This is a genomic window from Actinotalea sp. (genome assembly GCF_035443605.1).
Classification (GTDB): domain Bacteria; phylum Actinomycetota; class Actinomycetes; order Actinomycetales; family Cellulomonadaceae; genus Actinotalea.
On sequence record NZ_DAORSQ010000084.1, the window covers coordinates 1 to 11,699 of the forward strand.

Annotated in this window: 11 protein-coding genes; 4 read left to right on the top strand and 7 right to left on the bottom strand. The window is 74.2% G+C overall.

Annotation, left to right across the window (positions count from 1 at the left end):
* Positions 1-200: 200 nt before the first annotated feature.
* Positions 201-647 carry a hypothetical protein gene (locus tag PKY62_RS09885; protein WP_324536543.1) on the top strand — a complete coding sequence of 149 codons (447 nt, stop codon included), beginning with the start codon at positions 201-203 and terminating at the stop codon, positions 645-647.
* Between the two features lie 96 nt (positions 648-743).
* Here PKY62_RS09885 and PKY62_RS09890 read toward each other — a convergent pair whose 3' ends face one another.
* The 4 genes from PKY62_RS09890 to PKY62_RS09905 form a co-directional block, all read right to left on the bottom strand.
* Positions 744-3,017: a putative bifunctional diguanylate cyclase/phosphodiesterase gene (locus PKY62_RS09890; protein WP_324536544.1), complete on the bottom strand. Its 2,274-nt coding sequence runs from the start codon at positions 3,015-3,017 to the stop codon at positions 744-746.
* Positions 3,018-3,178: 161 nt separating this feature from the next.
* Positions 3,179-3,433 (bottom strand): hypothetical protein, encoded by a 255-nt coding sequence (locus PKY62_RS09895; protein ID WP_324536545.1) that lies wholly within the window; start codon positions 3,431-3,433, stop codon positions 3,179-3,181.
* On the bottom strand, positions 3,430-5,367 hold the full coding sequence (feoB, locus tag PKY62_RS09900; protein WP_324536546.1) for a ferrous iron transporter B: 1,938 nt from the start codon (positions 5,365-5,367) through the stop codon (positions 3,430-3,432). Before feoB ends, PKY62_RS09895 begins: the two co-directional genes overlap by 4 nt.
* On the bottom strand, positions 5,364-5,588 hold the full coding sequence (locus tag PKY62_RS09905) for a FeoA family protein (RefSeq protein ID WP_324536547.1): 225 nt from the start codon (positions 5,586-5,588) through the stop codon (positions 5,364-5,366). The genes feoB and PKY62_RS09905 overlap by 4 nt, the downstream gene beginning before the upstream one ends.
* A 164-nt stretch (positions 5,589-5,752) precedes the next feature.
* Between PKY62_RS09905 and gtfA the strand changes: the two genes are divergently transcribed.
* Positions 5,753-7,234 (top strand): sucrose phosphorylase, encoded by a 1,482-nt coding sequence (gene gtfA, locus PKY62_RS09910; RefSeq protein ID WP_324536548.1) that lies wholly within the window; start codon positions 5,753-5,755, stop codon positions 7,232-7,234.
* 28 nt (positions 7,235-7,262) lie between these two features.
* Here the strand turns inward: gtfA and PKY62_RS09915 are convergent, their stop codons facing one another.
* Entirely contained in the window at positions 7,263-7,517 is a 255-nt protein-coding gene (locus tag PKY62_RS09915; protein WP_324536549.1) for a hypothetical protein, read from the bottom strand.
* 73 nt (positions 7,518-7,590) lie between these two features.
* Between PKY62_RS09915 and PKY62_RS09920 the strand changes: the two genes are divergently transcribed.
* Positions 7,591-9,012, top strand: coding sequence for an MFS transporter (locus tag PKY62_RS09920; protein ID WP_324536550.1), 1,422 nt, complete (start codon positions 7,591-7,593; stop codon positions 9,010-9,012).
* Positions 9,009-10,055 (top strand): alpha/beta hydrolase, encoded by a 1,047-nt coding sequence (locus tag PKY62_RS09925; RefSeq protein ID WP_324536551.1) that lies wholly within the window; start codon positions 9,009-9,011, stop codon positions 10,053-10,055. The genes PKY62_RS09920 and PKY62_RS09925 overlap by 4 nt, the downstream gene beginning before the upstream one ends.
* Here PKY62_RS09925 and PKY62_RS09930 read toward each other — a convergent pair.
* Both PKY62_RS09930 and PKY62_RS09935 read right to left on the bottom strand, forming a co-directional pair.
* A complete protein-coding gene (locus PKY62_RS09930; protein WP_324536552.1) occupies positions 10,009-10,866 on the bottom strand; it encodes a glycerophosphodiester phosphodiesterase in 858 nt (285 codons plus the stop codon). The two genes, PKY62_RS09925 and PKY62_RS09930, sit on opposite strands and share 47 nt — an antisense overlap.
* Positions 10,867-10,876: 10 nt before the next feature.
* The coding region (locus PKY62_RS09935) for a UbiA family prenyltransferase (RefSeq protein WP_324536553.1) at positions 10,877-11,699 on the bottom strand (823 nt) is incomplete at its 5' end.

Sequence of the window (11,699 nt, forward strand, 5' to 3'; positions counted from 1 at the left end):
GCGAAGCGCAGGCCACCACCGCCCTTCTCGAGGCTGCCCATCGGGCCATCGAACCACCCGAGATAGCCGCCATCGTCCTGGCCGAGCCACGGGTGCTGGGCGTGCAGGATCTGCTCGATGACCGGATGATCCTGCGCCTCGTGGTGCGAACGCGTCCGGCCCGTCAGCACGAGGTGCTCCGTCGATTGCGTTCAGCAGTGATGGACGCCGGCCTCGACCTCACCTCGACCATCGAGATCGCGACCATCAGCTCGCGCCGCAGCACCAACTCCCACGGCCTGCGCCACACGTTCGCCCTGTATCGCGGCCTCGTCCTCGCCGCGCGGGCCAACCAGTACAGCGCCCTCGTGGCGGTGCTGGACGACAGGGTGCGGCGGCTGCTCGACACCGTCGGGCTGCTCACGCTGCCGCTGCCCGGGACGGGGCCGGCGCCGTACCTGGGCTCGCCCGCCAGCACCCCGGTGTTCGCCCACGGGCCCCAGATCCTCGACAACCAGCGACGCGTCTCGCCCGAGGCGTTCGCCCTCGTCAGCCAGGGCGCCGGTCTGGACGGCATCTCGGTACCGCCCGAGGATGCGTTCCGGCTGCGCCGCGACGGCGACCGCGTGACCGCGTGGGCGCAGACTGCACCGCTCGCCGTCGGCTGACCCGCTCCCTCGCCGTCGGCTGACCCGCTCCCTCGCCGTCGGCTGACCCGCTCCCTCGCCGTCGGCTGACCCGCTCCACGGCGCGCGCGGCGACCGTCAGCGGTTCGGCGTGCCCCCCACCGGGACGGCGTGCGCCGTCGTCCAGTCCCGCACCCACGGCCCGACGGCGTCCGGGGGCATCGGTCGGGCGATGTGGTAGCCCTGGAGCACGTCCACGCCGAGCGGGAGCAGCTCGGCGACGGACTGGGCGTCCTCGACACCCTCGGCGACGAAGCGCAGCCCCAGCGCACGGGCCATCTGGCTCGTCGTCTGGACGATCATCCGGCTGCGCTCGTCCTTCGCGACGGGGGCAACGAAGGAGCGGTCCATCTTCAGCTCCTGGACCGGCAGGTCACGCAGGTAGGCGAGGGACGAGAACCCGCTGCCGTAGTCGTCGATCGAGACCTGGATCCCGTGGGCACGCAGCTCGTGCAGCACCCCGCGCGCCCGCTCCGGGTCCGCGAGGAACGAGTCCTCGGTGACCTCGATGAGCAGGTGGTCGACGGGCAGCTTCGCCGCGTCGAGCGCCGTGAAGAGCTTGCCGAGCAGCTGGCCGCCGACGAGCTCCGGCGGGGCCCAGTTCATGGCGACGCGGAACGTGAAGCCGGCGTCGAGCCACGTCCGCGCATCGGCGAGGACGCGGTGCATGACGACCTCGGTGAGTGCCGGCATGAGGCCGGATCGGCGGGCGTCGGGCAGGAAGGTGATCGGCGGGAGCAACCCCTCGGTGGGGTGCCACCAGCGGACCAGCGCCTCCATCGCGACGACCTGCCGTGTGCGCGCGTCCACCTGGGGCTGGTACCAGACGATGAGCTGGCCCTCGGCGATCGCCAGGCGGAGCGCCTCGCCACGCCGCAGCCGGAGGTGGGACAGACCGTCCTGGGCCGAGTCGAACAGCAGCACCCCGGCGCGCGAGTTCTTGGCCTCGTACATCGCGATGTCGGCGCGGCGCAGCAGCTCGATGGCCGAGGTGTCCCCCGCCTCGCGGACCGCGATGCCCACGGACGCGTCGATCGACAGGTCGATGGTGTCGACCCGGAGGGGCTCACGCAGGGCGAGCCGGGTCTGCTGGGCGATCTCGAACAGCCGGAGCTCGTCCTCGCTCGGCACGAGCAGGGCGAACTCGTCGCCACCGAGCCGCGTGACGATGACGCGCGAGTCCAGCGAGGCCCGCATCCGTTGGCCCAGGGTGACGAGCACGTCGTCACCGACGGCGTGGCCCAGGCTGTCGTTGATGTCCTTGAAGCCGTCCAGGTCGAGCAGCACCACCGCGATCGGGGCGCCGCTGGCGAGCGCCTCGTCCGCCGCCGCGACGATGGACCGCCGGTTGGGCAGGCCCGTGAGCTCGTCGGTCAGCGACAGCCGCATGGCCTCGGCCGCACCGTGGGCCTCGCGCAGGGCGAGGATGAGCCGCGCGCCGGTGGCCGCCAGGGTGATGATCGCGGGGATCTTGACCAGCAGGGCCGTCGGGCCGTCGAGCCCGAGCGCCAGGAGCACCACGGCGAGGGTCGCGGCGCCGGTGAGCACCGCGCCGCGCACCGGCGCGGCCGCCGACTGCGCCACCTGGTGCGAGCGGGCCGTCGCCGCCTCGACGATGACCGCGAAGCTCGCACCCCACAGGGCCGCGACGCTGAGGCTGGACGTGTACGCCTCGGAACCCAGGTCGGCGATGAACGTCGTGTCGCCCACGGCGAGGCCGAGGAAGCCGACCATGAGCAGCACCGAGCGCGGCGAACGGCTGCGGTGCCGCATGACGATCTGCGCCAGGACGAAAGCCGCCAGCACGAGGTTGATGAGCGGGAAGAGGATGGCCGCCAGGAGCCTGAGGCCGTCACCCCCGAAGTCCGCGACCAGGGGCGTGACGAGCACGAACGCCGCGAGGCACACGGTGGCGCCCCAGACGACGGTGGCCTCGAGCCAGATGGCCATCGACGTCACCCTGCGGGGCACGTCGAGCAGCAGGAAGGCCGCCATCCCGAGGTACGACGCGATGCACAGGATCTCGCCGCGGGCAGGGAAGGTCACGACCGTCACGGCCTGACCCGCGCTGATGGTCGCTGCCCCCGCGGCCCAGACGGCGACGGACCCGGCAAGGAAGAGCAGGGCGGTGCGTCGGCTCCGGAAGAGCGCGGCGGCGAGGAGAAGCCGCGCCAGGAGCGCCCCGAAGAAGATCGACATGAGGACCACGAGCGAGGCCCGGACCATCATGCCGTCGGACCCGCCGGGCAGCAGGTTGAGCACCACGCCGCCGAGCACGAGGATCACCCACGGCACGGGCGCCAGGGCCCGGACGAGACGCGCAGCGTACGAGGGTGCCTCCGTACCCCTCATCAGCCCACCTCTCCGCAGCCGGTCACCGTCGACCGCTGCTGCGGCCGTTGCCCTCACTATCGTCCCTTACGTCCCCCCACTTGAGACGAATACTCCCGGCCATTGTCCCGCGTGGCGTCTGCGCCGTCCGTCGCGCGGCCCCGTCCGCGCGGCCGGGAGGGTCAGGAGACCCGAGGGCCCCGCGCCAGCGGGCAACCGGCGCAGCCCGGGCCGACGGCGGGCGCGCACCCTGCGCAGGACGCCACGGTCCGTTCTGCGACCTCCAGGACGCCCAGGCGGCCGAGCTCGTCGACCATGAGCGCCGCGAGATCGGGGGCGAGCCCGAGTCCCGCGGCGATCCCCGGGACGGTGGTCCCGCGCCGGGCACGAGCGACGATCCGCACGAGGCTCGCCGCGCCGCCGACGTGGTCGCTCACAGCAGCCGCCCGACCTGGAACACGAGGACCGCCAGCACCCACGCCACGGTCAGCTGCGCCGCGATGCCGCCGAGGGTCCACCGTGCGCCCATCTGGCGCCACTGCTCCGCGACCGTCGCCAGGCACGGCGTGTAGCCGAGCACGAAGACCATGAACGCCATGGCCGCGGCGGCGGGATGCCCGCCGGACGTCCGGGTCAGGGTCACGCGCAGCGCGTCGCCCAGGCCGTCGCCGGCCCGTGCGGGGTCGGTCGGCGCCGAGACGGCGTAGGACTGCGCGAGCTGACCCACCACGACCTCCTTGGCCACGAACCCGCCGGCGAGCGCCGCGGCCAGGTGCCAGTCGCCGAACCCGGCCGGCGCCAGCACCGGGGCGACCCCGGCCGCGGCCCGCCCGTAGAGGCTGTCCTCGACCGCGAGACCCGCGGACGAGCCGACGGGCGCGGTGACACCCGGGGCGGGTACCGAGAGCAGGCCCCAGACCACGACGAGGGTCAGCACGACCACCGTGCCGGCCGACCGTGCGAAGCCCGACACACGCGACCACACGGAGGCAGCGATCGCCCGCAGGCTCGGGCGCTGGTAGGCGGGCAGCACGAGGACGAGCGCGTCGTGGCGCAGGTCGCGGAAGAGCGTGCCCCGCATCACGAGCCCGCCGCCGACCACGAGGACGACGCTGAGCACGTACATCGCGAAGATCGCCGTCCCCGCGTGCTCGGGGAAGAAGACCCCGGCCAGGAGCACGTAGACCGTCAGCCGTGCGGCGCAGGACGTCCACGGGACGAGCAGGGCGGTGAGCAGCCGGCGCCGGGCGTCCGGCAGCGTGCGCGTCGCTGCCAGCGCGGGCACGTTGCAGCCGAAGCCCACGATGAGCGGGAGCATCGCGCGACCGTCGAGGCCGATCGCCCGCATGGCCCTGTCCGCGAGGAAGGCCGCCCTGGCGAGGTAGCCGGAGTCCTCCAGCAGGGCCAGCGCCGTGTACATGATCGCCATGAGCGGGAGGAAGGTCGCGACGGTGCCCACGCCCGTGAGCACGCCGTCGACGAGCAGCCCCGTCATCCAGGCCGGGGCCCAGCCGTCCAGCGCGGCGCTCAGCGCACCGGCCACGGGACCGGTGAACCAGCGGTCGACGAGAGCCATCACCGGCGCCGCGGCCGAGGTGGCGAGCTGGAACAGGGTCCACAGCGTTCCGAGGAACACCGGGATGCCCAGCCACGGGTTGAGGAGGAGCTCGTCGACGCGGTCGGTGCGGGTGCGGTGCGCGGGTGCGGGCGGCGCCAGCTCGGCGAGCAGCGCCTCGACCCAGTCGAAGAGCTCCTGGGCGTCGGCGAGCCGGGCCGTGACGTCGCCGTCGGCGCCGGGCGGCGCGGCCGCGGCACCGTCCGGGCCGGGTGCGAGCCCGCGGACGGTGCCGGCACCGGCGAGTGCGGCGGCGAGCCGCGCGGCTCCCGCGCCGCTGCGGGGGTCGACCGCCACGACGGGGATCCCGAGCAGCCCGGCCAGCCGCCCCGGGTCCACCGGAGCACCGTGCGCCTCGGCGACGTCGAGCATGCTCACGGCCGCGACCACCCGGCGGCCCGCACGGGCGACCTGCGCGAGCAGGTAGAGCGACCGCGCCAGCGCCGTGGCCTCGAGGACCACCACCACGGGGCCATCGCCCCGGGCCAGCGCGTCGGTGACGACCCGCTCGTCCGGGGACCGCGCGATGAGGCTGTAGGTGCCGGGCAGGTCGACGAGCGACACGGGACCGTCGAGCGTCGACCACGTGCCGGTGCGCAGCTCGACCGTGGTGCCCGGCGCGTTCACCACCCGCTGGTGCGACCCGGTGAGCGTGTTGAACAGCGTCGACTTGCCGACGTTGGGGTTGCCGACCAGGAGCACCGCCGTGCTGGCTGCGGCGCGGACCGCCGGCCGGTCGACCGGAGCCGGGCTCACCTCAGCGTCCGGACCTCGACGCTTGCTGCCGTCGCTCCGTCGAGGGCGAGACGGGCCGTGCCGACGGCGACGACCCGGCCGCCGAGGGGCGCACGGTGCGTGACGCGGACGCGGGAGCCCGCGCGCAGCCCCATCTCCCCCATCCGCAGCAGGGCGCCGTCCGGCAGCCCGAGGGCGACGATCTCGACCTCGGCCCCGACCGGGCAGGCGCGCAGCTGCATGGCGCGAGCGTACTGCTGAGGTGAGGCAACCCTTACAGACCAAGGTCCCGGCCGCAGCACAGGTTGCCCGAAGTGCCGCGCAGACCCGGCGCAAACGCTTACAGTCGGGGGTGGGATCTGCCCGTGGCGCGTGGTGCGCCCGCCCGACGAAGGGACACGCGACCGTGCGCAACGAGGTCCAGCTCATCGCCTACGCCGACCGGCTCGGCGGCGACATCCCCGGCGTCGCCCGGTTGCTGCACGAGCAGCTCCCCGGGGTGTTCGGCGGCGTCCACCTGCTGCCGTTCTTCACCCCGTACGACGGGGTCGACGCCGGGTTCGACCCCGTCGACCACACCACGGTCGACCCCCGGCTGGGCACCTGGCAGGACGTCCGCGACCTCGGGGCGCAGCACGACACCGTCGTCGACCTCATCGTCAACCACGTCTCGGCCGACTCCGCGCCGTTCCAGGACGTCATCCGGCGGGGCTCGGCGTCGCCCTGGGCCAGCCTGTTCCTCACCTACGGCTCCGTCTTCCCCGACGGCGCCACCGAGGCGGACCTCACCGCGATCTACCGTCCGCGCCCCGGCCTGCCGTTCACCCCCATGGCGCTGGGTGGCGAACGGCACCTCGTGTGGACCACGTTCACCCCGAGCCAGGTGGACATCGACGTCACCTCGGCCGCCGGCGAGGCGTACCTCGTGTCCATCCTCGACACGCTCGCTGCGGCGGACGTCACCCTGCTGCGGATGGACGCGGTGGGCTACGCGGTCAAGACACCCGGCAGCACGTGCTTCATGACGCCGCAGACGTTCGCGTTCATCGATCGCTTCACCGGGCTCGCGCGGGACCGCGGCCTGGACGTGCTCGTCGAGGTGCACTCCTACTACCGGCGTCAGATCGAGATCGGAGCAACGGTCGACCGGGTCTACGACTTCGCCCTGCCGCCGCTGGTGCTGCACGCCGCCTACACCGGCGACCACGCCCCGCTCGCGCGGTGGCTGTCGATCCGGCCCACCAACGCCGTGACGGTGCTCGACACCCACGACGGGATCGGGGTCATCGACGTCGGCCCGGACCAGACCACCCCGGACCAGCCCGGGCTGCTGACACCCGCGGAGCTCGACGCCCTCGTCGAGACCATCCACGAGCGCACCGGCGGGCAGAGCCGCGCGGCGACCGGCTGGGCGGCGTCGAACCTCGACGTCTACCAGGTCAACTCGACGTTCTACGACGCGCTGGGGGGCGACCCGCGGACGTACCTCGCGGCGCGAGCCGTGCAGTTCTTCACCCCCGGGGTCCCGCAGGTGTACTACGTCGGGGCGCTGGCCGGTCGCAACGACATGGAGCTGCTGGCCCGGACGGGCGTCGGGCGGGACATCAACCGGCACCACTACACGGCAGAGGAGGTCACGGCGGCCCTGGACGAGCCGGTGGTCGTCGCGCTGTGCGCGCTGGCGCGGTTCCGCAACACCCTCGGGGCGTTCGACGGAGCGTTCGCGATGGCCGAGCGGGGCACCGGGCTGGTCCTCACGTGGACCTGCCCGGACCGCAGCGCGTCGCTCGAGGTCGACCTGGCCGGTGGTGCCGCGTCGATCACCTGGCAGGTCGACGGTCGCAGCCACCGGACCGACGACCTGCTCACCGACCCACCGAGGATCTGAGCGACGGCCGGGACGGGGTCGTGCCCCGTCAGGCCGTCAGCGCGAGGTACGCGTCGTCCGCCGGGACGTCGACGGCCCCGGCGACCACCCGCGCCAACCCGCCCAGGGTGACGATGAGCCGCTCCGGCCCGATCCGGACCACGCCGCCCGCCGCCGCGGGCCACAGCTCGACCCAGTAGCACTCGAAGACGGCGTCGTACCCCCAGGCGGAGCGGGCCGACCATCCCGCGAGCGCGAGGGGTCGGGCGAAGGAGCCTCGTCCGGGTGCGTCGCCGTGGTGCATGAGGAGATCGTCTCCCCCGCCACCGACAGCGGGCGTCCACCACCGCGACGCCGCCCGGCCGTACGATGCGCGCGTGACCCACGCCACACCGGCCGCCCCCACGCCCGTCGAGCCCGCCCCGGTCCCCGCGGCGGTGATGCGGCGCCGGGTGGTCGCCTGGGCGCTGTGGGACTGGGGGTCGGCGGCGTTCAACGCCGTCATCACCACCTTCGTCTTCACGCGCTGGCTCACCAGCAGCGCGTTCGTCGACGCGGCCACCGTCACGGCCGCCGAGGCGGAGGGCGCCGCGGGCGGCCCCGCCACGACCCTGCTCGACGACGTCATCGCCACGCACTCGTCGTGGCTGGGCTGGGGCCTGACCATCGGCGGCCTGTTCATCGCCCTGCTCGCGCCCGTCGCGGGTGCGCGGTCGGACGACTCGGGACGGCGGCGCCTGTGGCTCGGGGTGCACACGGGGATCGTCGTGCTCATCAGCGCGGCGATGTTCCTCGTCACGCCGGACCCGGACAACCTCAGCCAGAACCTGCTGCTCGGCATCTTCCTGCTCGCAGCGGGGACCATCTTCTTCGAGCTCGCCGGCGTGAACTACAACGCCACGCTCGCGCAGGTCTCGACCCCGCGCACCGTGGGCCGCATCAGCGGCATCGGCTGGGGCGCCGGCTACCTCGGCGGTATCGTGCTGCTGCTCATCCTCTTCGTCGGCTTCATCAACCCCGAGGTGGGCTGGTTCGGCGTCACGGGCGAGGACGGGATGAACATCCGGGTCGCCGTGCTCATCTCGGCGATCTGGTTCGCCGCCTTCGCCGTTCCCGTGCTCGTCGCCGTGCCCGAGGTCCCCGCGGATGCCTCCCGCGCACGGATCGGCTTCCTCGCCTCCTACCGTCGCCTGTTCGCGGACGTCGCCGACCTGTGGCGCGACGCGAGGAACACCCTGCGCTTCCTCGTCGCGAGCGCCGTCTTCCGCGACGGGCTGGCCGGCGTCTTCACGTTCGGGGCCGTCATCGCCTCGGGCACCTTCGGCTTCTCCGCCGGCGAGGTGATCATCTTCGCGATCGCGGCGAACGTGGTGGCCGGCGTCGCGACCATCACGGCTGGCTGGTTCGACGACCGCCTCGGCGCCAAGACCATAATCATGACCTCGCTCATCGGGCTCGTCGTCGCGGGGACGGCGCTCTTCGTGCTGCACGCCGGCGGGGCCACGGTCTTCTGGGTCTTCGGCCTGGCCCTGAGCCTCTTCGTCGGCCCCGCGCAGTCCGCCAGCCGCACCCTGCTCGCCCGGCTCATCCCCCCGGGCCGCGAGAGCGAGGTGTTCGGCCTCTACGCGACGACCGGGCGTGCCGCGAGCTTCCTCGCCCCGCTCGGCTTCGCGACCGCGATCGCCGTCGGCGGTGGGCAGCACTGGGGCATCCTCGGCATCATCGCCGTGGTGGCGCTGGGCCTGGTGCTGCTGTGGCCGCTGCGGGTGGGTGGCCGGCCAGAGCTGCCCGACGCGTGAGCGACGCAGGACCGCCCCGGACCTGGGAGCCGGACCTCCTGGGTCCGGGCTGGGAACGGACGACGCTCGACCTCGGCGAGGACGACGAGGGTCCCCTGGTCGCCACGGTCGTGCGCGCCGTGCCCGGCGCGGGGTCGGCCGTCTCGACGGGCGGCACGACGGCGACGAGGCCGGCCGTCCTGTACGTCCACGGCTTCAACGACTACTTCTTCCAGACCCACGTGGCACGGGCATGGGCGGCGCGCGGCTACACGTTCTACGCGCTCGACCTGCGACGCTGCGGGCGCTCCCTGCTGCCAGGGCAGACGCCCCACTTCACGATCGACCTCGCCGAGTACGTCACCGAGCTGACCGCGGCCGCCCGGCTGGTGCGCTCCGAGCTGGGTCACGACCGCCTCGTGGTCCTCGGCCACTCGACGGGCGGGCTCACGGCGAGCCTGTGGGCGCACAGCCTGCGGCACGCCGACGTGGTCGACGCGCTGGTGCTCAACAGCCCGTGGTTCGACCTCAACGCCCGGTGGTTCCACCGCGTGGTCGCGACGCGCATGCTCGACGCCGCGCCGATCGACCCGCGCACGGTCATCGCCGACGGGCTGTCGGCCTACTCCTTCCACCTGCACGTCGACCACGGCGGCCGCTGGGACTACGACCAGGTGCTCAAGCCCCCGGCCGGCTCCCCGGTGCGGGCCGGCTGGATGCGCGCCGTGCGACGCGGGCAGGCGCGGCTGTCGCGCGGGCTGGAGATCACGGTGCCGGTGCTCGTCTGCACCGCGGGGGCGAGCGGGCCCAACACGCTCGACAACCCGGACCTCGACGCGCAGGACACGGTGCTCGACGTCACCCACATCGCCGCCCGTGCACCCCGGCTGGGCCCCGACGTCACGCTGCTGCAGGTGGCCGGCGGGGTGCACGACCTCAGCCTGTCCGCGCCGACCCCCCGCGCGGTCTTCACCGAGACGGTCTTCGCGTGGCTGGGCGTGCGGCTCGACGGGGCGGTCAGCGACCCAGCAGCCGCAGCAGCCGGTCCGGCACGTTCGACGTGACCTCGTCGACCCGGGCCTGACGGCACAGCTCCAGGTCGGCCGCCCCGTCGACCGTCCAGACGCGGACCAGGGCGCCGTCGGCCCGCCAGCGCGCCACCCGCTCGGGGTGGGCCACCAGGAAGGCGACCGATGGACCCACGCCACCGACGACGCCGTCGGCAAGGCGCTCGGCCTGGCGCTGCAGGCGGCGCAGCGCCACCACCGCGAGCGGGGTGAGCAGCCGGGTCGGCGCGTGCTCGGCGACCGCCGCACGCACATCGAGGTCGTCGAGCAGGACCATGAGGTGGCCGGCCGGGACGCGGTCGAGCAGGTGCCGGAGCGATCCGGGGTGGAAGCTCATGAGGCTCACCCTGACCGCACCGACCGACCCGGTGACCGGGTCCCAGCCGGCGGCCTCGAGCAGGTCGACGACGGCGTCCTCGGCCGCGAAGCCGTACGGCGAGGGGTGCTTGAGCTCGATCGCGAGGCGCACGGGCCGCCCGGCCCCGAGCGCCAGGTCCAGCAGCTCGGCGACGGTCAGGAGCCCGCCGGGCTGGTCCTCGTCCGGAGTCCGACCCCGCAGCCGCAGCGTCCGCAGCCGGTCCAGGGTGTGCGCGCGGACCGGACCCGTCCCGTCGGAGGTCCGGTCCAGGTCGGCGTCGTGCCAGCAGACCGGCACGTCGTCAGCGGTGAGGCGGACATCGCACTCCAGGCCGTCGGCACCGTCGGCCAGCGCCTGCTCGTAGGCGCGTCTGCTGTGCTCGGGCCACCGGGCGCTGGCCCCGCGGTGCGCGATCACCCGCGGGGCTGCCGCCGACCCACCGGGCTCCACACCGGTCACGTTACCCGGCCACCAGATCGGTCCCCGCTGCGACCAGCAGCACCACGCACAGGGCCGCGACCGCCATGCTCAGGGCGAAGGGCACCCTGCTGCCGACGCGTCGGAGCGCGACGACCCCGGCAGCCACCGCGAGCACCCCGGCGAGCGCCCCCAGCACCGAACCGAGGGCGGTGGGCGGTCCGGACGGGCCGAGCACGACCACGCCGACCGCGGCCAGCAGCACCGCGGGGGCGAGCAGGCTCGCCCGGGTGCGTCCCAGGCGGTGCGGGAGCCCGTGCACGCCGGTCGCAGCGTCGTCCTCGAGGTCGGGCAGGACGTTGGCCACGTGCGCACCCACGCCCAGCAGCGCCGCGCCGACGACCACCCACGGCGCGACCAGCGGCCGGCCGGGCAGCGTGAGCACGAGGAACACCGGGAGCAGGCCGAAGGCGACCGCGTAGGGCGCCCACGACCACGCCGAGTCCTTGAGGCCGAGGTTGTACGCCCAGGCCGCGGCGACGGCCCCGAGGTGGACCGTTCCGGGAACGGCGCCGGTCGACCAGGAGAGGACGGCGCACACCCCCGCCGCGGCGAGGGCGGCACGGCGCAGGTCGGCTGCGGCGAGCACGCCACGGACCACGGGCTTGTCCGTGCGCCCCACCGTGGCGTCGCGGCCCGCGTCGACCCAGTCGTTGGACCAGCCGACGGAGAGCTGGCCGGCCAGGACGGCCGCCGTGGCCAGCGCCCCACGGGCCACCGACGCCCCCGCTCCCGCGAGCAGTCCGGCCGACAGCGCCGTCACGACCACCGTGGGTCCCGGGTGGCTGGCCAGGACCAGGGCCGCG

Coding starts and splice junctions, on each gene's coding strand:
- PKY62_RS09885 (WP_324536543.1), top strand. CDS start 201: ATGGACGCCGGCCTCGACCTCACCTCGACCATCGAGATCGCGACCATC.
- PKY62_RS09890 (WP_324536544.1), bottom strand. CDS start 3,017: ATGAGGGGTACGGAGGCACCCTCGTACGCTGCGCGTCTCGTCCGGGCC.
- PKY62_RS09905 (WP_324536547.1), bottom strand. CDS start 5,588: ATGCAGCTGCGCGCCTGCCCGGTCGGGGCCGAGGTCGAGATCGTCGCC.
- PKY62_RS09915 (WP_324536549.1), bottom strand. CDS start 7,517: ATGCACCACGGCGACGCACCCGGACGAGGCTCCTTCGCCCGACCCCTC.